This window comes from Stenotrophomonas sp. YJH_SMC_36 (genome assembly GCF_059369935.1).
The window spans coordinates 193,695-220,088 of record NZ_JCAFTD010000005.1 but is presented as its reverse complement, the minus strand read 5'-3'; the positions used below and the strand labels follow the sequence as shown (position 1 = coordinate 220,088).

Sequence of the window (26,394 nt, the reverse complement as noted above, 5' to 3'; positions counted from 1 at the left end):
CGCATCAGGAGCCGACAGTCTCATCGATCGGGGCTTCAGGGGGCGTCAATACCCGTTCGGCGAGCTGTTCGATGCGGCCCAGCAGCTGCGCCAGCACGGCGTCGTCGTAAGGCAGCCAGCGGCGTGGCCGCGCCGGCAGGTCCGGCAGGGCCAGCGTCTGCCCGGCAAGGCTGGCGCGGGCGGTGGCCAAGTGCAGCCTGTAGTGGCCGACCTGCACATGGCGGCGCTGGAAGGTCATCAGGTCACGCTGCGGATGAGCGGCCAGCAGATGCTCCAGGGTTCGCCCGCGCAAGCGGACCATGCGGGCCGGCGGCAGTGGCATGCCCTCGCCACCGCATGCGCAGGTACTGGCCAGCAGGTCGAGTTCGCGCAGCAGTTCGGACGCCACCACTGCGGGCAGCTCGCGCGCCTGCACCGGTTGCCACGCGTCGCGATGCTGCCGCTGGAACTGGACGCGGCCGCTGCGGATCTCGCCGGCAAGGCCATGCGACAGCGGTGCTGACAGCTGCCAGCCGATCCGCCACGGGCCTTTGGCCAACATCAGCTGGCCGCTGTCATCGCCGTGCCAGCCTTGCCGACGGGCCAGCCCGGCCAAGGTCGCCACCGACAGCGTCAGCCCATTGAATGCAGCGGTATCGGCGGGTTCGCCGCGGGCGTCCAGATAGTGTTCGCGGAACACCTGGCGAAGCGGTTGCCGGCAGCGCTGCTCGATCAGCCGCGCGCGCCAGGCGGCGCGCAGATGGGGTTGGCTGCGGGCGGGATGCCACAGGCGCAGGCGGTTGCGGCCCTGCAACGCGACCACGATGCCATGCGCATCGGCGAACGCCTCTGCGCCGTCCACCGGCATCGCATCGATCCAGTGCCCGCGCGCATCGGCGAGCTGCCAGACCAGGCCCTGCAGCAGGGTGGCCAATGCCGGTTGCCGGCACGCGTCGCGCCAGTCCTGCAGTGCCCACTCGCCGCCCAGCACGAACGTGGCCTCCAAGGCACGGGCCAGGCTGGCCAGTGAGCGCCTGCCGGCGGCAATGACCGGCAGGCGCAGCAGCAGTTGCGGGCGCTGTGCGAGGCGGCGTTCGGCGGCGGCCAGATGGCGGTCCAGCTTCCGCGCGATGCCGGCATGGCGCACCTGCGACCGCGCCAGCGCCAGCGCGGCGATGGCCTCGGGGGTGGGCATCGCATTGACCGCCTTGGCCAGCGCCACAGCCACCGATTGCGAGGGCAGGGTCCGGGCGGCGGTCGGGGCAACGCACACCGGTGGCAGCACCTGCGCCAGCAAGGGCCGCAGCCAGGGCGCATCGCATTCCAGTGCCGCGCGCGTGGCACGCCAGAGCACACCGGCTTCGGCGATGCTGAAGGCACGGTCAGCGATGTAGGGCGCCTGGCCACTGTGGATCGCCTGCAGGCGCTGCGCTGCCTGCTGCAATGCGTGCTCGGCGAACTGCAGGTAGGTGTCGTGTTCGCTCAGTGGCTGCAGATCGGCGGGTGCCGGATCGATGTCGGCCTCGGTGGGGTACAGCTCGGCGATGCGGGCATGGCGCAACAGGTCCTGCAACGGCCAGTGCGCCACCAGGCGCAGCTCATCACGCAGCAGCGGGTGCGCGCTGCAGCCGTCCAGCAGCGAGGCCAGCGTTCCGCTGCCGTCGGCACCGGCACAGCGCGCCAATGCAAGCAGCGACAGTGCATCGCTGCCGGCTTCGACGCTTGCCCCGGCGTGCAGGCCGCAGTGCTGCAGCAATGCCAGCGCGGGCGCCTGCAGCCGCTCGTGGCCGGGCTCGGTGCAGCGCGCAAGCAGGGCCACGCCGTCGACCGGACGAAGCGCGCCCGACCGTGTACCGGTGCTGCGCCGGGACAAGCGCAGCAGTGCAGCGGCGCAGATCGCAACGGTAAGACGGGGCTGCCGCTGCGCGTCGGCGTCGAGAATGCGGTGCGCCCACTGGCGCGCGCTATCCGTGAGCGGCAGCCCGTCGCACCCCAGGGCCATCGGCAGCAGGCTGGCCAGTTGCCCGTCATCCAGCCGGGCCAGCAGCGCCGCCTGGTCCTCGCCATGGAATCCGGCCAGCGTGCTGGACGCCTCCGTGCCGGCCAGCAGGGCAGCAAGGGAGCGCAGCTGGGGGCCCGGGACCTGGGTGCTCATGGAACCTCCGTGTCGTGAGCCGCGCCAGTCTCCGGCGGGGCCGCCTGGGGGTCCAGCGGCAGGGCATCATTCTGCCAACCCCATCGCATTCAGTCATAAAGTGACACCGTCCGCGAACGCGCAGGACCCGGCTCAGGCCATGCCGGGCGGCGCCTGCAGGGCGAGCAGTTCGCGCTCCTGTGCTTCCTCGCGGACCAGCCGCTGCAGCAGCAGGGCCAGGGTCACCACGTCCTGGTGATTGTGATCGGCCACCCGGCGCAGGTTCACCGCGTCGCCGCCGCGCAGGAACCGCAGCCACGCGCCCGGTGCCTCCGATCCCGGCAGATCGTCTTCGCGGATCACGCGCAGCAGCTGGCGCTCGATGGTGGACAGCCTGCAGTTCTCCCAGGTGCCGCGATAGCGGCGGCGGGTCGGATACAGCAGGTCGACATGATCCAGGGCACTGATCGGGTCGCGCTGGCGCGCCAGCCGGTAGCGCGCCTTAAGCAGGGGCGCATCGTAGCTGCGGCCGTTGTAGCTGCAGAACACCGTGGAGGGCTGCAGCCAGCCGGCGAAGGTGGCCAGCATCGCCTCTTCGGCGGCCATCGTCGATATCAGCAACTGGCGGATGCGCAGGCCTTCGCCGCGCTGCGGGCAGGTGTACCAGTCGGCAGCACCGATCATGAAGGCGCGGGTACCGGTACCGCCGGCCAGCCCGGTGGTCTCGGTATCGAAGAACAGCAGGTCGCGCGCGGCCACGTGCTCGTTCTCGCGCCGGGCGAACGCCAGCGACAGGGGAACCTTCGGAACCGGCTGCGGCTGCAGGGATTCGATCAGGAACAGGCCTGGCGCGATCTCCTCGCCGGGCAGCCGCCGGTCCTGTGCGGTCGCGTGCAGGGGCGCTGCGCTGCCGCGTGTGCGCAATCCCAGCAGGCGATGCAGGCTGCCGACGTGGGGCTGCCGCAACGGTGGCGTGGTGGGGGCGGGTGTCATGGCAGCCGGACCGGTCGGCTTGTGGCGGATCTCCTGTTCAACCCAGGCGAATACCGAGCGTTCGGCCGGTGGCTGCCGTGCATCATTGGCCGCTGCCGGGACGACCGCTGCGGCCGCCGCCGCCGTGACAGCCGGCGGCCCGACCTTCGGGTCGCCCGCCTGCTTCCGCAGCAGACGCAGCTTGTCCAGGCTCAGGCTCACGGTGCCAGCAGCTCCACGGCGCCACGGGTGGCGGGCACCGCATCGGGCACGTGCTGGCAGGCGTCGGCATCGAACAGGTCCAGCACACGCAATGCCAGTGCGCGCGGCGAGGTCTCGTCCTCCTCCTGCGCTGCCAGTACCGGGCCGACGCAGGCCGGACAGCCCGCCGTGCAGTCGCAGCGCTGCACGAGTTCGCGCGCGCGCTGCACCAGCTCCGCCTGGCGCTGCCACAGGGGTTCGCTCAGGCCGACGCCGCCCGGGAAGTTGTCGTACAGGTACACGGTCGGCACGAACACCTGCAGCAGCTCGACCGCGCCCGGATCGCCATCGCTGCCGCGCAGCTGGCCGCGGCCGCTCTGGTCGGCGACCGCGAACCATGCACCGTCGCCATTGCCGACCGACTTCTGCAGATCGCGTGCGTCGGCCATCACCGCCACCGTAGCGACGATGTGCAGCGCGTAGGCGGCGCCCAGGAAGCCATCCAGCGCGTCCTGCCGGCTGGCGAACGCACGCAGCAGCAGCGCCTGCGGCAGCTGCCACCACACTGCGGTGGTGTGCAGTTCCTGGTCGGGCAGGTTGACCGGGCCGTAGCCGATGTTCTCGTGGGTGTAGTACCGGATCTTCTTGTAGCCGGCCACGCGGCGCACCACGTGCACCTCGCCGTGGTGCGAATCGCCGCGCCCGGCCACGCCGCCGTCGAAACGATCCAGCACCTTGAGCTTGGTGAAGTCGATGCTGTCGGTGTAGTAGTCCACGTGGGTGCGGGTGACGTAGGCCTTGCGCCCCTCCCAGTCCAGCGTCTCCACCTGGTACGGCGTGGACTGCACCATGTGGATGGCGCCCTCGTACAGGGTCAGCGCGGCGGCGGAGTAATCGACCTCGGCGATGATCTGCTGGCGGCCGTCGCTGCGGTCGACCACCACGAAGTTGCCGTCGGCCACCGCGCGCAGGCTCACCGCGTTGGCCGGATAGCTGTCGGCAATCCACTCCCAGCGCTCGCCTTCGCGATGGACCACGTCGGTCTCGGCCAGGGCTTCCAGGAATACCTCCGGATCGATCGGGCCGAAGCCATCGCCGACCCGGAACGGCAGCTCGAAGGCCGCGCAGCGGATGTGGTCGAACAGGATCAGTGGCTGGTCCGGGGCGATGCGCGCATGTTCGGGCGAGGCTTCGGCGAAGAAGTCCGGATGGCGTACCACGTACTGGTCCAGTGGCTGCGAACTGGCCACCATCACGCCCAGCGCGGGCTGCTGGCGGCGTCCAGCGCGGCCGAAACGCTGCCAGGTGGCGGCCACGCTGCCCGGATAGCCGTTGAGGATCACCACGTCCAGACTGCCGATATCCACGCCCAGTTCCAGCGCCGAGGTGCTGACGATGCCATCGATGCTGCCCGCGCGCATGGCGCGTTCGGTCTCGCGACGCTCGGTGGGCAGGTAACCGCCGCGATAGGCGCGGATGCGCGGTGGCTTGCGCGGATCGTGGTCGAAGATGTCCTTCAGGTACTTGGTCAGCACTTCGACCATCAGCCGCGTCTGCGCGAACACCAGGGTCTTGAGGCCGGACTTGATCGCGATGCGGGCGATGCGGTTGCTCTGCGAACGCGCCGATGCACGCAGGCCCAGGTCCGGGTTGATGACCGGCGGGTTCCACAGCAGCACCTGCTTCGGTCCGCTGGGCGCACCGGACTCGGTGATGGCCGTGACCGGTGCTTCGATCAGGGCTTCGGCATGGGCCTGCGGATTGCCGATGGTGGCCGAGCACAGGATGAACTGGGGTTGCACGCCATAGAACGCACAGATGCGCTTGAGCCGGCGCAGCACGTTGGTGACATGGCTGCCGAACACGCCGCGGTAGGTATGCACTTCGTCGATGACGATGTAGCGCAGGTTCTCGAAGAACTGCGCCCACTTGGTGTGATGCGGCAGGATCGCCTGGTGCAGCATGTCGGGATTGGATACCACGATGTCGCCATGCAGGCGGATCGCCTGCCGTGCGTCCCCGGGCGTGTCGCCATCGAAGGTGAACGCCTTCACCCCGAGATCGCCGGCGCGGTTGAGCTCCAGCAGTTCGGCCACCTGGTCCTGCGCCAGCGCCTTGGTGGGGAACAGGTACAGCGCCTTGGCGTTGTCCTGCATGGCCGCGCTGACCACCGGCAGGGTGTAGCACAGCGACTTGCCGCTGGCGGTCGGGGTGACGATGGCCACATGCTCGCCGCGCTGGCTGGCCTCCCAGGACTTGGCCTGGTGGCTGTACAGCTGTTCGATGCCACGTGCCTTCAATGCGGCGGCAAGGGCCGGCGGTACCGATTCCGGAATGGGCGCATAGCGGCCCTCGCGGCCGGGGATGGCAAAGCTGCCGGTGATGCGGTCGTGGTAGCGGCGCTGCAGGCGCGCGCTGAGCAGGGCACCGTCGCGGGCGGGCAGACCGTCGCGGGTCGCGAGTTGCTGCTCCGCGTCGGCGGTGCGCTTGGCGAGTTCGTAGGCCATGGGTGCACGGATTCCAGGGGGGCACATGGCACCACAGATGGGTCTCAGGATGTGAGACCCCGCAGCGGGACGGAGTGAACCGTTCAGTGCGCGGGCGGCAGCCGGACGTCGAATCCAGTGAATCGCCTGCCGCGTGCGCCGGAACAACGGGCTGGCCCGCCTCGAACAAATGACAGGTGCACCTCGCGGGCGCGAACGTGCAGTCCACTTCAGCGCGGGCTGAACAGCGCGCGCCGTTCCAACGAAATCTGAAGCCGCCATCCGTATCCTCAGGCGAAGGACGCAACCAACAGGGGCGGTAGGGGTGGCACGACGAGCAACGCAGGGAGCACTTCTGGCCGGCCTGGTGCTGGCCGGTACCGCGCAGGCGCAGCAGGCGCCATCACCCGTATCGGCGGTGCCCGAACCCGGGCAGACCGTCGCCGCACCGCCGGAGCCTGTCGTGACCCCCCAAGGCACGCCCGCGCAGGGCAACGTCACCACCCTCGGCGAAGTGCGCGCGCTGAAGCCTGAAGACGATCAGCCACTGGATCTGTACCGCTTCAGGAACCCGGTGAAGATCGAGAACAACCGCTTCAGCCGCAACTGGAGTGAACCGCCGACGCCCGAGCAGGTGAGCATGGCCGGCGGCTACGTGATGATGGGCGTGGTCAAGGGCCTGCTGGCGGCGGGCAAGGGCTTGAACAAGATCACCGGGGGGCCGGATCAGATCCAGTCCGCCATCGCCCGGCCACCGCCGGAACTGAGCGCGGAACAGCAGCGGCGCGCGCTGCAGTTCTGTGCGCAGCAGGAGGGTTGCGGTGGTGCACCGCCGCTGAAGTGAACGAAGGATGGGGGGCTATGCCGTCCGGGCAACGCCGGGCGGCCGCCGTTCCAGCCACCACAGCAGCGACGCACACAGCACGAAGGCCAGCCACCACGGCCAGCGTGATCCCGGTACGGGCTGCGTCGCCTGCGCCTTGACCGGTGCCGAGGTAGCCAGGGCCTGCGCCGTCGCATCGATCATTCCCTGCCGGTGCAGCGCCGCCGCATCCGTCCTGTCGAACACATAGCGCCAGTAGGAGCGTTCGCCCTGCTGCAGCCGGTGCCAACCGGCCTCGCGTGGCCACCAGCCGGCACAGCGTGCGCTGCCGGTGCCGCCGTCCACGATCAGCGCCACCGACGCGCCCCGTGCATCGAACACCTGCAACGGCGCCTGCACATCGCACAGGGCCTGTCGTTCCCCGGCCCACGCAATCGGCTGCGGCGACCACGGCGCGGTGCTGCCGCCCTGCGCGCGCGCCAGGGTGCCGACCACATCGCTCCACAGCTCGCCATGGCGATCGTCGCGGCCGGCCAGCACCCAGCGCCACGTGTCGGTCAGCGGCAGCAGGCCGATGCGACCCTTGCCGGCATCGCGCCAGCCTCCGATGGCAGCGCCGCTGCGGTCGTGCAGCAGTGCGGTGGTGGCAGGCACCTGCAGCGCAAGCTGTTCCAAGGTGGGCAGCGCGGCGGCATGCGAATCGCGATCAGCCTCTTCGCCATCGCGGGTAGGCAGCGTGCCGGACGCCAGCGGACCGCGTCGGGCTGCCAGCATCGCGCTGTCACCATCGCCGGGCAGCGTGACGCTGCGGCTGGCGCCATCGCCCTGCACGGGCAGGCCGAGCTCGCGCAGGCGTTGCCGCGCTCCGGCCGATGGCACGCCGGCACTGCGGACCAGCACACCCAGGCCCTCGTGCATGGCCTGGCGCACCGCTGCGAGCTGGCCACTCCCCAGCGTGGACAGGCTGCGCTCGTCCAGCAGCAGCAGGTCGGTGCGCGCCAACGATGCCGCGTCCAGACCGACCTGACCTTCGCTGATGCTGAGGCCGGCGCCGGTGTCGGCCTGCATCTGCACGTCGATGCCGGCATCGGTGGCCCAGCGTCGCAGGTACTTCAGTTCGGGTCCCGGCGTGCCGGCGCGGATCTGCAGGCGGACCCGCGTGGCTGGCAGGGTCTGCTGGGGTACCGGAACGGTATCGACGACATGGCCTTCGCCATCCAGCAGGCGCAGGCGGAACACGCTGCGGCCTTCGGCACGGGCCACGCCACTCAGTCGCACCCGTCCGTCCTCGCCCAGCGGGGCGCGGTCGATCACCGTGTCAGCCGGGTCCAGCAGCTCAGCCTGCGCGCGGGGGACGCCGCGGGCCTGCGCCTGCACGTCGAAGCGTGCGCCAGGGGCGACATCCGCGGGCAGCTGCAGCGCGGTCCAGCCGCGAGGGACGGGCGGTGCCTGCCAATGGACCTGCGCGGGCAGCGTGGCGTCGCGGTCGCGTGCCTCCAGGCCGGCGCCGACCAGGGTCAGCCGCGTCGAGGGATGCTGGCGCAGCGCCGTCGCCAGGTCCGGCACACGCTTCGCGCCCGGCACCTGGGTGGCTTCGGGCAACAGGAGGAGCGGTCCCTCGCTTGCCGGCTGCGCGCTGGCCCTTCCGGCATCGGCACCCAGCACCACCAGGCCCGCAGCGGGCTGCTGCCGTGCGGGCGGCAGCAGGCATGCGTACAGCAGTGCAGCGGCGATGACCTGCAGGCCGAGCACGGCCAACAGCGGGCCACGCGGTCGCACCGGTGCGCGCAGCTGGCGCGCGCTGGCGACGAGTACGATCAGCACCAGGACGAGCGCGACCCACAGAGCCGGTGCCGACAGATTCATGGCTGCGCCTCCAGTGCATCCAGGTATCGCTGCCCCATCGCATCGGCCGCGCTGCGGCGTGTGGCCTGCGGCACGGGGCGCTGCAGCGCCCTCCACAGCTGTGACCGCAGGCGCTGCCGGCAGTCGGCACAGCCCGGCTCGATGCGCAGCTGTTCGATGGCGGCCGCCAGGTCGAGCGCGTCGGGCAGGTAGGTCGCATTGCGCTGCTGCCAGCCCGCCAGCGCGTCCAGATCCGGCGTGCCGTCGCCGTCGCCCAGTCGCTGCCAGGCCTCGACGATGGCCGGGTCCGGTGCCGTGCGTGCCGTCAGTGGCAGCTGTCGGCTGGCCAGCCCGGCGCGGTCGCCGCCCAGGCGCCGGCCCTCATCGATGGGCGGCAGTTCCGGGCCGACGCGGGCCAGGTAGATGCGTTCGGCCTGCTGGACCTGCTTGATGAATCCCAATGCCTTGTAGGCGTAGGGCAGCGCCTGCTCCGGGCGTCCCTGGCGCAGCTCGCCTTCGGAGGCCCACATCTGGTCGAGTGCCGCTTTCAACGTCGCGCGGGTCTGCGGATCGAGCAGGGTCGCCGCCTCGGCGTGGTCGTGCGTGTGGCCATACTCGGTCAGCACGTCCGTGGCGCTGCCGAACACCGGTGGCGTCTCGGCGTTGCCTGCGTTGCCGCCGTGGTCGTGGCCATGCGCGTCGTGGTCGCCGGCCTGCGGCTGCGCCGCGTGGTCGTGATCATGGTCGTGATCGTCGTCATGATCGTCTGCGGGAGGGGTGTCACTGGTCGGCAGGTCGCTGGTCGGCGGCGGCTTCGGTGCGCCTTCGCTCTCTTCGCCAAGGAACTGGCCGTAGCGCAGGCGCAGGATGCGCTGGTCGACGCCGATGGCGTCGCTGCGCTTGACGAAGTCATCGGCGGCCAGGCTGCGCCGCTGGCGGATCAGCGCCTCCGCATCGAGGATGATCTGCCGTTGGCTGCGGAAGTAGGCCGGCAGGGTCTTCTTGATGCGGCCTTCCAGCTCAGCGCCCAGCACCGCCTCGCTGCTGGGCAGGCGCAGGATCACGCTGCTGCTGCGGCCGGTCTGGGGCGTCGGGGCATGGTTGTCGCGCACTTCCAGCTGCGCGATCACATCGTTGCCGGGCTGCGCTCCCAGTGCACCCAGATCCAGCGTGTGAGCGAACCGTCGCGCCGTTGCTTCGCCACTGCCGGTGAGCGTCACGCTGCGCTGGACGAAGGTGATGTTCTCGCCGCTGCCCTGGGTGAGGGTGATCGACAGGCGGGCCTGCGTGGCCACGCCGTGATCGTCGCTGGCCTCGAAGCGCAGTGCCCACTGGCGCTGCCCGGGCGTGCCCAGTACCAGGCTGGCAGCGGGCTCCAGCACGCGTACGGTCGGGGCGCGGTCCGCCACCACGTCCAGGCGGTACAGGCGTGTCGTGGCCAGTGCCGGTTCGCTGACCACGCGGTACAGCACCGGTGCACGGGCCACATCCTGCGCCTGCCAGTGGCCGTCGCGCTCGTTCAGCGGTACGCGCCGGCCATCGTGGAACTGCAGCCATGCGCTGCGTGGCGCACGATCGAAGCGCAGCGACCAGGACAGGCGGCTGTCGGCGGCGACCTTGGCATCGAGTGCGTTCTGGTTACGGGGTGGTTGACCCGTATAGGCCGGAGCCTCGATGCGCAGGCGGGTGGACTGCAGCTGCAACGGGCCCGCAACTGCCGGGGCAGCGGGGCGCGACGAGGACACGCCCGGCATGGACGGACCGGACCGTGGCCAGCCCAACGCAAGCAGTGCGACGGCGATCCCTCCGACCCAGCACAGCAGCAACGCGCCGCGCGGCCAGCGCGGACGCAGTTCCGGCATGGCGCGTTCGAGCGCGGCCTGCACATGGTCGCGCTGGCGCTGCTGCAGCGGATTGAGTGCGGCAGGATCGGCGAACAGCAGGTCGGCGCTGTCTTCGCTGGCCCCGCTGCCGTCAAGCCGGCGCTGCACCCAGTGGCGGTCCAGGCGGCGGGCACGGACCGTGGCCAGCACTGTGCAGGCGAGCAGAGTGGCGGTAGCAACGATGCAGGCGATATCGAAACCGCCCAGGCGCAGTGCAAGTGTGGTCGTGGCCAGCGCCCACGGCAGTCCCAGCAGCAGAGTGATGGCGCCGCTGCGGCGCCGTGCGCGCTGCCAGGCGCGTTGCAGCATCGTCATGCGGGCAGCCTCCGCCGCGCGTTGCTGGCCATCCAGCGCTCCAGTGCGAACAACAGCACGATGGCCAGCAGCAGCCAGGCGGTGGGCTCACGCACGGCAGGCGTGGCAGCCGGCAGGGCGACCTGGCGCGGTGCGTGATCCTGCGCATCGCCTGAGCGCGGCGGTGGCGCGGGTTGCAACGCCTGCAGCAGGGTGTGCGGCAGGCGGGCATCGCGCAGCGCGGCATTGCCTGCGGCATTCCATTCGCCGGGCAGGAACAGCAGGCGGCCGTGGCCAACGCGCTGCTGCCACAGCAGCGTCGCGCCTTCGGCGTCGCGCAGCAGCGGGCGTGCATCCGCTGCCGGCCGGGCGGCGGTCAGCACGCTGCCACCGTCCTGCAGCCATGCCTGCCAGTGAGCGGGCAGCGCATCGGCGCGGCTCCAGACACCGACTTCGCCCGGAGCGGGCAGCGCATCCGCAGGCAGGACGGGCGCGGGTGATCGGGTGCCCCATGCGCGCTGCAGCGCAGCCAGCCAGCGCTGTGCCGCGGCCGGGGCATCAGCGTGCATGCGCAGTTGCGGCAGCGGGGTGGGCGCGGCCGTTGCGGCGGTCGCACGGGGATGTGTCTGCCATCGCACCGCCCGCGAGAGCTGCAGGCGCATGCCGTCGAGGCCGGGCAGCGGATCGGGCACGTGCACGGTCAGCGCGGTGCCGGTCGGCAGCTGCGCATCCAGTTCGCGCAGCAGGCTGGGCAGGGCCACATCCGTGGCTGGTGGTGGCTGGTCGACGGTGGGGAATCCGGGCGCAAGCCAGCGCCAGTTGTCGTCGTCGGCAGGAGCGCCGGCATGCAGCGCGGTCGCATCCAGACCGGGTGCGACGACCGTCCATGCGCCGGTAGCCGGCGCCGGTCCGGTCAATGCCGGCCGCGCCAGCAGCACGGCCAGCGCGGCAAGCAGCAGCAACCGCACCAGCAGCAGCGGCCAGTCATCGAAGCGGACGCGCTGGCGCGGGCGGATCCGTGCACGCAGCCAGCGCAGCGCGGCGAAGTCCAGCGGCGTGTAGGGATGGCGACGCGCGAGATGGATCAGCAGCGGCAGCAGCCACGCCGCCAGTGCGGCCAGCCCGAGCGGAAACAGCAGGCTCACGCGCCGCCCCCGCGGCCGAACAGCGCCTGCAGCGGCTGGTCCACCGGTTGATCGAGCCAGCCGGTGGCACTGGCGATGCCACTGGCCTGCAGCCGCAGGTGCAGTGCCGTGTGTGCAGCGGTGAAACGCTGCAGGTAGTCGGCGCGGATCGCCGCGCCATCGCCGAGCAGTTCCTCGCCGGTTTCAGGGTCGCGGAACCGATGGCCGGCATCGAACGGGAAGTCGCGCTCGTCGGCGGTCAGCACCTGCAGCAGCAGTACCTCGCGGCGTGCACTGGCCAGCTGCTCCAGCAGCACGATGCCGGCGTCATCAAAGCCATCGCCGATGGCCAGCAGCAGGTCGCCCGGGCGAACGCGCTCCCACAGCGGGCGCAGCGTGTCACGGGCGGGCCAGCCGCCTCGTGGCTGCAGGGCATGCAGTTGCAGGTGCACGCGGTCGCGCTGGCGTGCGCCCTGCGCTGCGGGTACCAGCTGCAGGCCGTCGCCGGTGACGGTCAGCAGGCCGAAATGATCGCCCTGCTGCAGTGCCAGCTCGCAGACACAGGCGGCCAGCATGCGCATGTGATCCAGGCGGCTGCGTGCCGGCGCGCCACGGTCGGACTGGCCGGCCGATGCGGTGGCATCGAGCAGCAGCCATACCGTGATCGGGCTTTCGCGCTCCGACTCGCGCACGAAGAAGCGGTCCGAGCGCGCGTACAGTTTCCAGTCGATCTGTCGCAGTTCATCGCCGGGTTCGTAGGCGCGGTACTGGGCGAATTCCAGGCCGGCGCCACGACTGCGGCTCGCGTGCTGGCCGATGCCGCTCGCGCCGCTGGCCAGACGTGGCCGCAACCGCAGCGCGCGCAGGCGCGCTCGCAGTTCGGGAGGCAGGACCAGCGTGCCAGCACTCACGCGTGGATCACCCGGGGAACGGCACGGCGTGCAGCAGAGCGGCGACCGCGTCGTCGGCGCGCTTCTGTTCGGCTTCGGCGGCGAACGACAGCAGCAGGCGGTGGCGCATCACCGGTGCAGCCAGGGCCTGCACGTCCTCGCGGGTGGCGGCGAAGCGGCCCTGCAGCAACGCGCGCGCCTTGGCCGCGAGCACCAGCGATTGCCCGGCGCGTGGTCCCGCACCCCACTTCACCCACTGGTTGATCGCCGCGGGCGCTTCCGGCCCGGGTCGGCTGGCACGCACCAGCCGCGTGATCCAGGCCAGCACATCGGGGCTGACGTGCACCTGGCGCACTGCCGCCTGCAGGGCGATGACCGCAGCGGCGTCCATCACCTTCGGTACCGCCTCGCCGGCACCGCCGGTGGTCTGTTCCAGGATCTGGCGCTCCTCGGCCTCGCTGGGGTAATCGACCAGGACGTGCAGCAGGAAGCGGTCCAGCTGGGCCTCCGGCAGCGGATAGGTACCGGCCTGTTCGATCGGATTCTGCGTGGCCAGCACGAAGAACGGCGCGGGCAGCGCATAGGTGGTGCCGGCATAGCTGACGGTGCGTTCCTGCATGGCTTCCAGCAGCGCGGCCTGGGTCTTGGGCGGCGTGCGGTTGAGCTCATCCGCCAGCAGCAGATTGGTGAAGACCGGCCCCTGCTGGAAGCGGAAATGACGATGGCCGGTGCCGTGGTCTTCCTCCAGCAGCTCGGTACCCAGAATGTCGCTGGGCATCAGGTCCGGCGTGAACTGCACGCGTCGGAACTGCAGCTCCAGCGCCTGCCCCAGCGAACGCACCAGCAGGGTCTTGCCCAGGCCGGGCGCGCCTTCCAGCAGGCAGTGGCCGCCGGCCAGCAGTCCGATCAGCAGCTGCTCGACCACCGTGTGCTGGCCGACCACGGCACGGGCCAGGGCGGCGCGCAGATCGTGCAGGCGCGGCAGCAGGGAATCGAGATCAGGGCGGGTCATGGGGGGCTCTCACTCAATTGTTCAATGCGTACATCACGATGTTGACGCCGAAGCGCGTGTTGTCCTCGGCCAGGAAGCGCTTGTTGCGCCAGTCGTAATCCCACTCGCAGCCATAATCCTTGTTGCTGTACAGCACGCCCAGGCGGCCATCGACCTCGATGCCCTTCAGATAGTCGTGCACCAGATCGTCGCCCCAGCCGTTCAACTCGAAGCTGGTGGCCGGTGGTCCATCGGGGAAGCGGAAGAAGCTGCGGTACAGCGCGTGGCTGTTGGGCAGCTTCTGCAGCGCCCTGGGCCCGAACAGGCGGCCCATCTGCGCCTCGAAGGAGGTTGCGAACAGGCCATCGATGTCATGGTTGCAGTCATCGACGAAGACGAAGCCTCCGTTGCGCACGTAGCGCACGAAGTTCTGCCGCTCGGCCGCGTTGAATTCCACCAGCGTGTGCCCGGCCAGGTAGCAGAAGGGGGCTTCCAGCATGCGTGGGTCGGCCAGTGCCACCACGTGTTCCTGCGGGTCCACGCGCAGCGAGGTGTAGTCGATCAGCGAAGTGATCAGGTTGGACGGCATGCGCGCGTCCACGTCCCAGTCGCCCGAGTCGTACTGCAGGCGGGTGAACCAGAAGTCGTAGCGCGAACTGCGCGGGCCTGCCTGTGCCCAGGCCGGAAGCGCGGCCGCCGAAGCGGCAGCAGCCAACCAGCGCAGGCAGGCCCGGCGATCCATCAGACGGCGTCGGACAACGAGGTGAAGGTGAAATCGCGCAGCTTCATCGGCGGGATCATCATCACGAAGCTCGACTCGTCGCCGGCCACGCGCACCGGCTTGCCCAGCTCTTCGATGTTGTTGAGCATGATCACCGGCGATTCGTTGAAGCGGAAGTTCTTCACCGGGTGCTTGATCTGGCCGTTCTCGATGTAGAAGGTGCCGTCACGGGTCAGGCCGGTCAGCAGCACGGTCTGCGGATCGACCATGCGGATGTACCAGGTGCGGGTGACCAGGATGCCCTTCTGGGTGCCACGCACCAGCTCGGCGGTGCTCTTCTCGCCACCGCTCATCAGCAGGTTGCCCGGCGTGGCCTTGGCGGTCTTGCCCTGCTTCTGCGCCCAGAAGCGCGAGTAGTCCAGGTTGGCCACCTTGCCGTTCTCGATGATGGCCAGGCGCTCGCGCGGCATGCCCTCGTTGTCCCACGGCAGCACCGGCGCTTCCGGGTGCCACGGATCGGCATACATGTTCACGCGTGGGTCGTAGACCTGCTCACCGAGCTTGTTGCCGCCGCCCTTCTTCGACAGGAAGCTGCGGCCTTCGTCGGCCGAGCGCGCACTGAAGAAATTCATCATGAAGCTGATCAGGCCTGCGGCCGCGGCCGGCTCCAGGATGACCGTGTACTTGCCCGGCTCCAGCGCCTTGGCTTCGGCCGATTCGGTGGCCTTGCGCATGGCGATGCGGACATCCTGGTCGGCCTTGAAGTCCGCCGCGTCCTTCAGGTTGCGGCCGACCCAGCCCGATCCGCGGCCGTCCTCGGTACGCACGGTGCAGGTGTAGTCGAAGTTGGTGGTGCGCTGGTAACCGAAGTTGCCGTTGCTGTTGGCAGTGGCGTAGAAGCCCTGGCCATCTTCAAGGAAGCCTGCGGCAATCAGTCCGTTGCCACGGCAGGGCGCGATCGAATCGGCGGCCACCTTGGCGCGGAATGCCGGATCGATGGCGGCGGTGGACTCGCTGAAGGTCGGGCTCGGCCGGTAGGTCTGCTTGCCGATGGCGGGCATGAACTCCGGGTTCTCCGGTGCCAGGCGGGCCAGATCCTCGGCGCGGCGCACCACGCGTTCCAGTGCGGCGTCGTCGAACTCGTTGATCGAGGCGGTGCCCACTCGCTTGCCGAAGGCCACGGTAACGGCAAGCTCGGTGTTGTCCACGATGCCGCTGGTGGAAACGTTGTTCAGGGCGAAACGGATGTTGCCGGCGATCGATCCCGCCAGCACGGCGGTGCATTCATCGGCCTTGGACAGGGCGATGACCTTGTCGAGGATGGCCTTGGCCTGGGCTTCGGTGAAGATACTCATGGTGTAAGGGCTCCTGACCGGTCAGCCGAGGCTGCGTGCGGTGTTGATGACATTGATGCCGTTGAAGCGTGCGGTCGACGAGCCGTGCGAAACCGCCGAGACCTGGCCCGGCTGGCCCTTGCCGTCGAAGAACGAGCCGCCCAGGCGGTAATCGCGTTCGTCGGCCACGGCGGTGCAGGCGTTCCAGAACTCCGGCGTGCGGATCTGGTAGGCCACGTCCTCCAGCATGCGGGTGATCTGGCCGTTCTTGATCTCGTAGAACAGCTGGCCGCCGAACTGGGCGTTGTAGCGCTGCTGGTCGATCGAGAACGAACCGTCGCCGATGATGTAGATGCCGTTCTCCACGTCCTTGATCAGGTCCGGCACGCTCAGCGGCGTCTTTCCCGGTGCCATCGACACGTTGGCCATGCGCTGGAACTGCACGCTGGACCACGAGTCGGCATAGCAGCAGCCATCGGACTCGGTCTTGCCGAGGATGTGGGCCTGGTCGCGGATGGTCTGGTAGTCGACCAGCTTGCCGTTGCTGATCAGGTCCCAGCGCTTGCACTTCACGCCTTCATCGTCGTACGCGACCGCGCCGAGGCTGCCCGGCTGGGTCTTGTCGGCGAACACGTTCACCAGCTCGCTGCCGTACTGGAAGCGCTGCTCGCGCTTGTCCAGGGTGGCGAAGCTGGTGCCGGCGTAGTTGGCCTCGTAGCCGAGCACGCGGTCCAGCTCCAGCGGATGGCCGATCGACTCGTGGATGGTCAGCCAGGTGTGCGACGGGTCCAGTACCAGGTCGTACTTGCCCGGCTTCACCGACGGCGCCTTCAGTTTCTCCTGCGCCTGCTTGGCGGCCGCGATGGCGTCCTCCTTCATGTCGTAGGAGGAGCTGTAGTTGACCACGCCGTTGGGGCTGACGACCTTGCCGGCGGCGGCGCCGTCCAGATACTCGTAGCCCAGGCCCATCGGCGCAGACAGGCCTTCGCGGGTGCGGAACTTGCCACTGGTCTTGTCGATGGCGGTGACGGTCATCGGTGCCCAGATGCGGTGCACGTCCTGGTCGATGTAGGAGCCATCGGTGGATGCGAAGTACTTCTGTTCATTGACCAGGAACAGCATCGAATTGACGAAGCTGGCACCGGCGCCGATCGCTGCGGCATTGACGTCCAGCAGCAGGTCGACCTTCTCCTTGATCGGCACCTCCATCGCATTCTTGCGGATCGGCGTGCGCCAGCTGACCTCGCCCACGCCGGGCGTGCTGGCCAGCTGCACCGGCGCGCTCTGCACGCCTGCGTTGGCCTTGGCGATGGCCGCAGCCTGCTGCGCGGCCCTGGCCACGTCGGCAGTACCCAATGCGTTGGTGGCGGCGAAGCCCCAGGCACCGTTGACGATCACGCGGATGCCCACACCGGTGGACTCGGTGTTCACCACGTTCTGCACCTTGTCTTCGCGGGTGATCACGAACTGCCGCAGATAGCGGCCGATGCGCACGTCGCAGTAGGTGGCGCCGGCACTGCGGGCGGCCTGCAGGGCAGCGTCGGCCAGGCGCTTCTTCAGCGCGGGGTCAAGGCTGGACTGCAGCTGCTCGGCGGCGATCACCTTGCCGAAGAAGGACGGCACGATCAGGCCGCCCGCGGTAAGGCCGGTCAGGGCCAGGAAGTCACGTCTGTGCAAGGCTGCTCTCCATGAACGATGGGGTGGCTCAAGCGCCGAGACTGCGCGCGGTGTTGATGATGTTGATGCCGTTGAAGCGGGTGGTGGACGAACCGTGCGACACCGCCGAGACCTGGCCCGGCTGGCCCTTGCCGTCGAAGAACGAGCCGCCAAGCCGGAAGTCGCGTTCGTCGCAGATGGCCGTACAGGCATTCCAGAACTCCGGCGTGCGGATCTGGTAGGCCGCGTCCTCGACCATGCCGGCGATCTTTCCGTCCTTGATCTGGTAGTACAGCTGGCCGCCGAACTGCGCGTTGTAGCGCTGCTGGTCGATGGAATAGGAACCACGGCCGTGGATGTAGATGCCGTTCTCCACGTCCTTGATCATGTCCTCCACACTCAGTGGCTGCCTGCCCGGCGCCAGTGAGACATTGGCCATGCGCTGGAACTGCACGCTGGACCAGGAATCGGCGTAGCTGCAGCCATGCGACGCATCGCGGCCGAGGATGTGTGCCTCATCGCGCGTGGCCTGGTAATCGACCAGGATGCCGTCGCGGACCAGGTCCCAGCGCAGCGTCTTGACGCCCTCGTCGTCATAGCCGACGGCACCGAGGCTGCCCGGTTGGGTCTTGTCGGCAAAGAAGTTGACGATGTCGCTGCCCCAGCGGAAGCCAGCATCGCGCTTGTCCAGGGTGGCGAAGCTGGTGCCGGCGTAGTTGGCCTCGTAGCCCAGCACGCGGTCCAGCTCCAACGGATGGCCGACGTTCTCGTGGATGGTCAGGAACAGGTTGGAGGGATCCAGTACCAGATCGTACTTGCCGGGCTTCACCGACGGCGCCTTCAGCTTCTCGCGCGCATGCCGCGCCGCTGCCATCGCATCTTCAACCGGATCGTAGGAGTCGCGGTAGGCGGTGATGCCGCCGGGCAGCTGCACCTTGCCGTGCGCGTCGCCATCGAGGAACTCGTAGCCCATGCCCATCGGCGAGGACAGACCGGCGCGGGTGCGGAACTTGCCGGTGGCCTTGTCGATGGCGGTGGCCGTGAAGGGCAGCCAGATGCGGTGGATGTCCTGGTCGATGAACGAGCCGTCGCTGGAGGCGAAGTACTTCTGTTCGTTGACCAGGAACAGGGTGGAATTGATGTAGTCGGCACCGGCGTTCATCGCCGCCGCATTCAGGCTCAGCAGCAGGTCGACCTTGTCCTGGATCGGCACCGCCATCGCGTTCTTGCGGATCGGGGTCTTCCAGCTCACATCGCCGACGCCGGTGACCGGCGCCAGCTGCACCGGCCGGCTCTGCAGGGGGGCGTTGGCGCGTGCGATGGCGGCGGCCTGCCCGACGGCGGCCAGGACCGCGGCGGGGGTCTGCTCGCGGGTGGCGGCGAAGCCCCATGCACCGTTGACGATGACCCGGATGCCGATGCCGGACGACTCGCTGTTGGTGACGTTCTGCACCCGCGCCTCGCGGGTGATCACGGCCTGGTTGAGGTAGCGGCCGATGCGCACGTCGCAGTAGGTCGCCCCGGCCCGCTTGGCAGCGGCCAGCGCGGCCTCGGCCAGTACCTTCCTGCGGGCCACGTCGCCCGGTTCGAGCAGCTGCTCGGCGGCGATCAGCCGCGCGTGCGGCAGCAGCAGGCCGGCCATGCCCAGACCGGATAAAGCCAGGAACTCACGTCGTTGCACAGCGCTCTCTCTCACTCGCGTGCGGCCGGCAACGGGCCAAGCCGATCACGTCAACTGCTCGACTTTCGCCAGCGGAGGGCAATCAGCACAAGTGACTGCAGTCATGGGTGGGGGCGGCAGGGCTTGCAGCCCTGCACCTGCTGGGATCAACGTCAACGTCAAACGCGGCATTCCTTGGGATGGCGGGGTGGGTCCGGTTGCGGGGGACGGCGTGAATACGTCCCTGTAGCCTCGGTCGCGCCATCCATGGCGCTCACGCCCCCGCAACCGGACCCACCCCGCCTTCGACAGTTGGCCGGTGGCCAGCAGATCCACGTCATGCGTGGATGAAAGCTGTTGGATATCGAATCAAATTCCGGGGTCAGATCCGTTCTCCTGCGGAAAACGGATCTGACCCCAAGAGTATTTCCGACAGATCGCGGCCAACTGTCGAAGGCGGGGCGCTGTGGGTTTGCGGGGTGTGAGCCGCATGGATGCGGCGACCAAGCCCCCATGGACGGGTTCACGGCGCCCCCGCAAACCCACAGTGCCCCGCCATCCCACGGAATGCCCGCTTTTGACGTTGATGTTGCTTCGGTGGGTGCAGGGCGCAGCCCTGCCGGACACCCTCCCTCGTGCACAATGGCCCGACCCCGTCCGGATGCCGTCCCGATGTCGAGCAAGCCGTATTCAGAAGCCTGCGAACGCAACCGCGAACCGATCGCTGCCGCGCTCGATCCGTGGATGGGCGACCGCCACCGGGTACTGGAGATCGGCAGCGGCACCGGCCAGCACGCCGTGTTCTTCGCCGAACGCTGGCCCTGGCTGCGCTGGCAGCCCAGCGACCACCCGGACCATCTGCCGGGTATCGAGGCGTGGCGCGCCGAGGCGGCACTGCTGAACCTGCTGCCGCCGGTGGCGCTGCAGGTGGAACTGGCACCGGCAGCAGGGCTGTCGCTGCCGGTGGGCAGCCTGTTCGACGCCGCATTCAGTGCCAATACGCTGCACATCATGAGCTGGGAGCACGTGCAGGCGCTGTTTGCCGCGTTGCCGTCGGTGCTGCGACACGGCGCACTGCTGGCGGTGTATGGCCCCTTCAACTACGGCGGCCGCTACACCAGTAACAGCAATGCGCGGTTCGATGAGTGGCTGAAGGCGCGGGATCCGCGCAGCGGCATCCGCGATGCGGAGGCCGTGCAGGCGCTGGCCGCGGAAGGCGGCTTCACCCGCCTGCGCGATGTGGCGATGCCGGCCAACAACCGCCTGTTGGTGTGGCGGTTGGGCTAGGCAACCGCCGCGGCTGACGGTGGCCGGCGCTGCTCCGGCTTACGCCACCTGCACGATATGCAGCGCCTTCGGGTTGCGCCACTGCGCCAGCAGCGCAGCTTCCCGCGCCTTGGCGCTCTCCACATGCGCTTCCTTGACGTGGCCGAAGCCGCGGATGTGCTCGGGGATGCTGGCGATCTCCACGGCCAACGCCAGGCGACCGTCATCCAGCCCGTCCAGCAGCAGCTGCACGGTGGCTTCGTAGTCGCCGATCAGCTTGCGCTCCATGCGGCGCTCGGCAGTGCGGCCGAACACATCGAAGGCACCGCCCCGCAGGAACTTCAGCTTCGCCAGCAGGCCGAACGCCTTGAACATCCACGGGCCGTACTCCTTCTTCTGCAGCCGGCCCTGTTCATCCTTCTTCGCGAACAGCGGCGGCGCCAGATGGAAGCGCAGCTGGTAGTCACCCTCGAACTGCTGCTGCAGCCGGCGCTGGAAATCACCGCTGGTGTAAAGGCGGGCGACTTCGTATTCGTCCTTGTAGGCCATCAGCTTGAACAGATAGCGGGCCACGGTCTCGGTCAGCGCGGTCGAGCCGCCGATGCGCTCGCGTTCGGCGGCGCGCACGCGTTCGACCACGCTGCGGTAGCGATCGGCGTAGGCGGCGTCCTGGTAGTCGACCAGGAACGCGGCGCGGCGTTCGATCATTTCATCCAGCGAGCGCGACAGGCGCGCGTCGTCCAGCGGCAGGAAGGCAACCTCGCCGCCATGCGAGGGCAGGCCACGCAGTTCGCGTTCGTCGCCAGTGTTGCGTGGCGCAGCGGTGGCACCCCACTCGTTGCCTTCCCACTCGCCCGGTGGCAGGGGATGCAGCGGGCCCGGCGTGGATTCGGTATCGGTATGGCGGTTGCGCACCAGGCCGGCGGCCTCCTGCACGGCCTGCGGATCGATCGCCGCCAGCCGGCCCCAGGCAAAGGCCTGCTGGTTCATTGCCACCGCCGCGCCGTTGAGCTCGATGGCACGCATCAGCGATTCGAACGACAGCGGCACCAGGCCCTGCTGCCAGGCGTAGCCGAGGATGAACAGGTTCGCGGCGATCGCATCGCCCAGCAGCGCCGTGGCCAGCTGGGTGGCATCGAGCAGCAGCGGCTCATCGCCGCCCAGCGCCACGCGCACGCCGGCGATGATGTCGGCCGCCGGGAACTGCATGTCGGGACGGGTGGTGAACGTGCCCGGCATCGCTTCGTAGGTGTTGAGCACGACCTGCGAGCGGCCTGCGCGCACCTTCGACAGTGCCCAGTAATCGTTGACCACCACCATGTCGCAGCCCAGTACGAGGTCGGCCTCACCGGCGGCGATGCGCACGGCGTGGATGTCCTCCGGCCGGCGTGCGATGCGGATGTGGGTGGTCACCGCGCCGCCCTTCTGCGCCAGGCCGGTCTGGTCGAGCACCGTGGCGCCCTTGCCCTCCAGGTGGCCGGCCATGCCCAGCAACGCGCCGATGGTGACCACGCCGGTACCGCCCACGCCGGTGATGAGGATGTTCCAGGGCTGCTCCAGGCTGCCGCGCACCGTCGGCGCCGGCAGGTTGTCCAGCAGGGACGATGCATCGCGCCGGCTGCCCTTTCGCGGCTTCCCGCCATGCACCGTGACGAAACTCGGGCAGAAGCCATTCACGCACGAGTAGTCCTTGTTGCAGTTGGACTGGTCGATCTCGCGCTTGCGCCCGAACTCGGTTTCCTTCGGCAGCACCGATACGCAGAAGCTCTTCTTGCCACAATCGCCGCAGCCCTCGCAGACCAGCGAGTTGATCATCACGCGCTTGGCCGGATCTTCCAGCTTGCCGCGCTTGCGGCGCCGCCGCTTCTCGGTGGCGCAGGTCTGTTCGTAGATCAGGATCGAGACCCCCTTCACCTCGCGCAGGCGCTTCTGCACCTCGTCCAGCGCGCTGCGGTCGTGGAACTCGACGTCACTGGGGAAATGCTCGCGCTGGCGGGTCCACTTGGCGATGTCGTCGGACAGCACCACGATGGTGTGGATGCCTTCGGCGCGCATCTGCCGGGCGATATCCGGCACGCTGAGCGGGCCATCCACCGGCTGGCCACCGGTCATCGCCACCGCATCGTTGTAGAGGATCTTGTAGGTGATGTTGACGCCGGCCGCGATCGCCTGGCGGATCGCCAGCGAGCCGCTGTGGAAATAGGTGCCGTCGCCCAGATTCTGGAACACGTGCGGGGTATCGGTGAACGGCGCCTGCCCTGCCCAGGTCACGCCTTCGCCACCCATGTGGGTGAACGTGTCGGTGCTGCGGTCCATCCAGGTCACCATGTAATGGCAACCGATGCCGGCCAACGCACGTGAACCGTCCGGCACCGTGGTGGAGGTGTTGTGCGGGCAGCCCGAGCAGTAGTGCGGTACGCGCGGGAAGCTGGCGCGCGGCAACGCGAGCTCGGCCTCCTTCTGCTGCATCCACTGCAGGCGCTGTTCGATCGACTCGTTGTTGAAGAACCGCTGGATGCGCCGGCCGATCACGCCGGCGATGGTGGCCGGGGTCAGCTCGCCGGTGGACGGCAGGATCCATTCACCGGCTTCGTCGTACTTGCCGACGATGGACGGGCGCGGGCCCCAGCTGGCCGGCCAGTTGAAGAACTGCTCCTTCATCTGCCGCTCGATGAAGGCGCGCTTCTCCTCCACCACGATGATGTCGTCCAGGCCCTGCGCGAAGCGGGCGATGCCTTCCGGCTCCAGCGGCCAGGTCATGCCGACCTTGTAGACGCGGATGCCGATGTCGGCGCAGGCGGCCTCGTCCAGGCCCAGGTACTCCAGTGCCTGCAGCACATCCAGGTAGCTCTTGCCGGTGGTGACGATGCCCAGCCGTGCACGCGGCGCGTCCATCACCACCCGGTCGATGCCGTTGGCGCGGGCGAAGGCCTGCGCCGCCTTCACGGCATAGCGGTGCAGGCGCATCTCCTGGTCCAGCGGCGGGTCCGGCCAACGGATGTTGAGGCCGCCGGCCGGCATCGGGAAGTCGTCCGGCAGCACGATGCGACGCGCCAGCGGATCCACGTCGACCGATGCCGACGATTCCACCGTCTCGGCGATGGTCTTGAAGCCGACCCAGCGCCCGGTATACCGGCTCATCGCCCAGCCGAGCAGGCCCATGTCGAGAATGTCCTGCACGCCCGCCGGATTCAGCACCGGCATCATCGCGCTGACGAATTCATCCTCGCTGCCGTGCGGCAGGGTGGAGCTGCGGCACGCATGGTCATCGGCCGCCAGCGCCAGCACGCCGCCATGACGGGACGTGCCTGCCGCATTGGCGTGCTTGAAGACGTCGCCGCAGCGGTCCACGCCCGGGCCCTTGCCGTACCACATGCCGAACACGCCCTGTACGTTGGCGCCGGGGAACAGGTTGGTCTGCTGGGTGCCCCAGACCATGGTGGCGCCCAGGTCCTCGTTCAGGCCCGGGGTGAACTTCACCCGCGCGGCCTCCAGGTGCGTGCGGGCGCGCCACAGCTCCAGATCGAAGCCGCCCAGAGGGCTGCCGCGGTAGCCGCTGATGAACCCCGCGCTGTCGATGCCTTCGGCGGCATCCCGCAGCCGCTGCATCAGCGGCAGCCGCACCAGCGCCTGCACCCCGCTCAGGTAGATCCGTCCCTCGTTGCGGGTGTACTTGTGATCGAGCGTGTAATCACGGTCGATCAGGTCGGCGGAAGAGGGCGAGGTGAGTTGCGCGGTACTGGTCATGGCTGGCCCGGTCAGGATCGGCTGGCACCGGCCGCGTGCAGGCACGCGACGGGGAAGGCGCGAATTGTAGCAGTGAGGCCGCGCAGGCCCCGGCACTCGCGCCGGCGGCCATGCTGCGGTTAGGATCGGGAGGAGAGAGAGGGGCTGCGGTCGCAGCCCGGGGGAAGAAGGAATGTCAGTGGCAGTAAAGATCCTGACCGGCATCCTGCTGGTCTCGGGGGCGGCCTCCGCGTGGGCGGCGCCGGTATTGCCGGCGCCACAGGAGTTCTATTTCGACAACGATGCCGCGGCTGCGCCGATGGTGGTCGTGCAGCAGTCGCAGGGCGATGCCCTGGTGGCGCAGCTGCTCAAGCAGCGCGAGCGTGGCCGGCGCGTGGTGGAAGCGACCGTGCAGCTGGCCTCGGTGGCGATCGCGCAGGGCCGTACCGAACTTGGCGAGCAGCTGTACCGCGAAGCATTGAAGGATGCCCCGGTGCAGAGCAGCGTCGGTCGCGGCGTACGCTGGAACTATGGTTGGGACCTGCTGCGGCAGGGGCAGCCGGAGGCCGCGCTGGAGCAGTGGCAGGCCGCCGCCGGCAGTACGCTCAGCAAGCCGAGCTGGTTGCCGCCAAGCTACGCGTTGGCACTGTGGCGCCTGGGGCAGAAGGAGCAGGCAGTGCAGTGGTACGCCGCTGCCGTGCGCACCGAACCGTCGCAGTGGAGCGACAGCAGCCGCTACGCGCAGCTGCTGCCGCAGTGGCGCGAGGACGAGCGCGCGTCGCTGGCCGAAGTACAGCAGGCCTGGGCTGCCGCGCCGCCGGCCTGGCCCTGAGGGCAGGCGTGGTGCCGGGGTGCACCCGGCACCTGCAGAGGGCAACAGCCTGCGCCGCGGGTGGCAGACCGCTCAGTCGTCCGCAGACACCGTGCGACCGGACGCCCACTCGCGCAACGCCGCCACCTGCTCGGCCATCAGCACCGACAAGGGCCGTGTCGCCCGGATCTCGCCCATCAGCGTTTCGGTATCCAGCGGCCGGTTCTCGGCATGGGCCGCATACAGCCCGGCCACGATGGCCTGCTCGATCTCCGCACCGGAGAACCCGTTGGACGCTGCGGCAAGCGCCGGCAGCGCGAAGTCGTCCGCAGTGAGCTGGCGTCGCCCCAGGTGCAGGCGCAGCAGTTCCACCCGCACCTCGGGCGAGGGCAGGTCGACGAAGAAGATCTCGTCGAAGCGTCCCTTGCGCAGCAGCTCCGCGGGCAGCTCATGCACCTGGTTGGCGGTAGCGACGATGAACACCGGCGCCTTGCGTTCGGCCATCCAGGTCAGCAGGTAGCCAAGCACGCGGCGCGATACCCCACCGTCGTCGCCACCACTGGCCAGGCCCTTCTCGATCTCGTCCATCCACAGCACGCAGGGCGCCAGCTGCTCGGCCGAGGCCAGGGCCTGGCGCAGGTTGGACTCGGTCTCGCCGTGGTACTTGTTGTACAGCGCGCCCACGTCCAGGCGAAGCAGCGGTACGCCGAACCCGGCGGCGGTGGCCTTGGCCAGCATCGACTTGCCGCAGCCCTGCACGCCCAGCAACAGCATGCCGCGCGGTGGATCCAGCCCTGCCGGTGCCGAGCCGGCGATGAACGCGACACGGCGCTGGTTGATCCAGCGCTTGAGCCGGTTGGCGCCGGCCACGTCGCCGAAGCGCGCGCTGTCATGCTCGAAGAACAGGTGGCCGCTGCGGTTGAGCAGCTCGAACTTCAGCCGCGCCAGCTGCGGCAGGTCGTCGTCGCGCAGCGCACCGTCGGCGTAGATGAGCTGCCGGGCGATGCGCCGGGCGTCGACCAGGCTCAGGCCCTGCAGGTTCTTCAGGATCTTCTTCACCGCCTCGCTGTCGACCTCCACGCGGCGGCCACCGTGCTCGCGTGCATAGGCATCGGCCTCTTCGCGCAGCATCTTCAGCAGCGCATTGGCGTCGGGCAGGCGCGGGTTGAAGCGCACCGCCAGGGCTTCCAGTTCGGCCGGCAGCTCGACCTTGGCGCCGATCAGCACCAGCACATGGGGTTCGCTGTGGCGGCGCTGGATCAGGTCGCGCAGCGCGCGCTGGTGGCTGGCATAGCCCAGATAGGGATGGAAATCGAGCAGCAGGTACACCCCGCGCTGGTCGGCCTGGCGGATCATCTGCAGCGCCGCGCTGGCATCGGGCGGTCCGACCGGCGCATCCTCGCTGTCCAGATCGATGCGGCGCAGGCCCTCGGTGATCGACCAGCGGTGCAGGGCCCGCCATACATGCATCAGTGTCTGCCGGAACAACTCGACGATGCGGCCCTCGTCCTGGGTCTCCACCACGATCAGGGGGGTATTGGCGCGGATCAGCGCGCTCAGGTCCTGCAGTTCGCTCATGCGGGTTCGATCCTTCGGGG

17 protein-coding genes are annotated in these 26,394 nt (G+C 69.2%); 3 read left to right on the top strand and 14 right to left on the bottom strand.

Annotated features, from left to right (window positions below):
• Nucleotides 1-4 precede the first annotated feature (4 nt).
• The 3 genes from AC5P76_RS11400 to AC5P76_RS11390 all read right to left on the bottom strand — a co-directional run bounded on the left by AC5P76_RS11400 (nt 5) and on the right by AC5P76_RS11390 (nt 5,793).
• The gene (locus tag AC5P76_RS11400) at nt 5-2,134 is read right to left on the bottom strand and encodes a DUF4132 domain-containing protein (RefSeq protein ID WP_253118370.1); all 2,130 of its coding nucleotides are present in this window, start codon (nt 2,132-2,134) and stop codon (nt 5-7) included.
• A gap of 132 nt (nt 2,135-2,266) precedes the next feature.
• Nucleotides 2,267-3,307, bottom strand: coding sequence for a ribonuclease H-like domain-containing protein (locus AC5P76_RS11395; protein WP_495222754.1), 1,041 nt, complete (start codon nt 3,305-3,307; stop codon nt 2,267-2,269).
• Nucleotides 3,304-5,793, bottom strand: a complete 2,490-nt coding sequence (locus tag AC5P76_RS11390) for a DEAD/DEAH box helicase (protein WP_253118368.1) — start codon at nt 5,791-5,793, stop codon at nt 3,304-3,306. Before AC5P76_RS11390 ends, AC5P76_RS11395 begins: the two co-directional genes overlap by 4 nt.
• A 304-nt stretch (nt 5,794-6,097) precedes the next feature.
• Between AC5P76_RS11390 and AC5P76_RS11385 the strand changes: the two genes are divergently transcribed.
• Entirely contained in the window at nt 6,098-6,616 is a 519-nt protein-coding gene (locus AC5P76_RS11385) for a hypothetical protein (RefSeq protein ID WP_253118367.1), read from the top strand.
• 15 nt (nt 6,617-6,631) lie between these two features.
• On the opposite strand, the gene AC5P76_RS11380 is transcribed toward AC5P76_RS11385, so the two are convergent.
• Genes AC5P76_RS11380 through AC5P76_RS11340 form a run of 9 tightly spaced genes read right to left on the bottom strand, consistent with a single transcriptional unit; the run spans nt 6,632 to nt 19,014 of the window.
• A complete protein-coding gene (locus AC5P76_RS11380; protein WP_253118366.1) occupies nt 6,632-8,461 on the bottom strand; it encodes a hypothetical protein in 1,830 nt (609 codons plus the stop codon).
• Nucleotides 8,458-10,638 carry a DUF4175 domain-containing protein gene (locus tag AC5P76_RS11375; RefSeq protein WP_253118365.1) on the bottom strand — a complete coding sequence of 727 codons (2,181 nt, stop codon included), beginning with the start codon at nt 10,636-10,638 and terminating at the stop codon, nt 8,458-8,460. The genes AC5P76_RS11380 and AC5P76_RS11375 overlap by 4 nt, the downstream gene beginning before the upstream one ends.
• Entirely contained in the window at nt 10,635-11,762 is a 1,128-nt protein-coding gene (locus AC5P76_RS11370; RefSeq protein ID WP_253118364.1) for a BatA domain-containing protein, read from the bottom strand. The genes AC5P76_RS11375 and AC5P76_RS11370 overlap by 4 nt, the downstream gene beginning before the upstream one ends.
• The gene (locus tag AC5P76_RS11365) at nt 11,759-12,652 is read right to left on the bottom strand and encodes a DUF58 domain-containing protein (RefSeq protein WP_065174124.1); all 894 of its coding nucleotides are present in this window, start codon (nt 12,650-12,652) and stop codon (nt 11,759-11,761) included. The genes AC5P76_RS11370 and AC5P76_RS11365 overlap by 4 nt, the downstream gene beginning before the upstream one ends.
• Before the next feature lie 7 nt (nt 12,653-12,659).
• Nucleotides 12,660-13,643 (bottom strand): AAA family ATPase, encoded by a 984-nt coding sequence (locus tag AC5P76_RS11360; RefSeq protein ID WP_253118363.1) that lies wholly within the window; start codon nt 13,641-13,643, stop codon nt 12,660-12,662.
• A gap of 13 nt (nt 13,644-13,656) precedes the next feature.
• Nucleotides 13,657-14,364, bottom strand: coding sequence for a DUF4159 domain-containing protein (locus AC5P76_RS11355; RefSeq protein ID WP_065174125.1), 708 nt, complete (start codon nt 14,362-14,364; stop codon nt 13,657-13,659).
• Complete coding sequence (locus AC5P76_RS11350) at nt 14,364-15,698, bottom strand: TldD/PmbA family protein (protein ID WP_053515946.1); 1,335 nt, start codon at nt 15,696-15,698, stop codon at nt 14,364-14,366. The genes AC5P76_RS11355 and AC5P76_RS11350 overlap by 1 nt, the downstream gene beginning before the upstream one ends.
• 21 nt (nt 15,699-15,719) lie before the next feature.
• Nucleotides 15,720-17,354, bottom strand: coding sequence for a TldD/PmbA family protein (locus AC5P76_RS11345; protein ID WP_074902370.1), 1,635 nt, complete (start codon nt 17,352-17,354; stop codon nt 15,720-15,722).
• A gap of 28 nt (nt 17,355-17,382) precedes the next feature.
• Nucleotides 17,383-19,014: a TldD/PmbA family protein gene (locus AC5P76_RS11340; protein ID WP_253118362.1), complete on the bottom strand. Its 1,632-nt coding sequence runs from the start codon at nt 19,012-19,014 to the stop codon at nt 17,383-17,385.
• 651 nt (nt 19,015-19,665) lie between these two features.
• On the opposite strand from AC5P76_RS11340, the gene AC5P76_RS11335 reads away from it, so the two are divergent.
• Nucleotides 19,666-20,280 carry a DUF938 domain-containing protein gene (locus tag AC5P76_RS11335; protein ID WP_253118361.1) on the top strand — a complete coding sequence of 205 codons (615 nt, stop codon included), beginning with the start codon at nt 19,666-19,668 and terminating at the stop codon, nt 20,278-20,280.
• 39 nt (nt 20,281-20,319) lie between these two features.
• On the opposite strand, the gene AC5P76_RS11330 is transcribed toward AC5P76_RS11335, so the two are convergent.
• On the bottom strand, nt 20,320-24,006 hold the full coding sequence (locus AC5P76_RS11330; protein ID WP_053519983.1) for an indolepyruvate ferredoxin oxidoreductase family protein: 3,687 nt from the start codon (nt 24,004-24,006) through the stop codon (nt 20,320-20,322).
• 172 nt (nt 24,007-24,178) lie between these two features.
• On the opposite strand from AC5P76_RS11330, the gene AC5P76_RS11325 reads away from it, so the two are divergent.
• Nucleotides 24,179-24,817 (top strand): tetratricopeptide repeat protein, encoded by a 639-nt coding sequence (locus AC5P76_RS11325; RefSeq protein WP_065182080.1) that lies wholly within the window; start codon nt 24,179-24,181, stop codon nt 24,815-24,817.
• A 72-nt stretch (nt 24,818-24,889) separates the two neighbouring features.
• Here AC5P76_RS11325 and AC5P76_RS11320 read toward each other — a convergent pair whose 3' ends face one another.
• Nucleotides 24,890-26,374 carry an AAA family ATPase gene (locus tag AC5P76_RS11320; protein WP_065182079.1) on the bottom strand — a complete coding sequence of 495 codons (1,485 nt, stop codon included), beginning with the start codon at nt 26,372-26,374 and terminating at the stop codon, nt 24,890-24,892.
• Nucleotides 26,375-26,394: the final 20 nt, after the last annotated feature.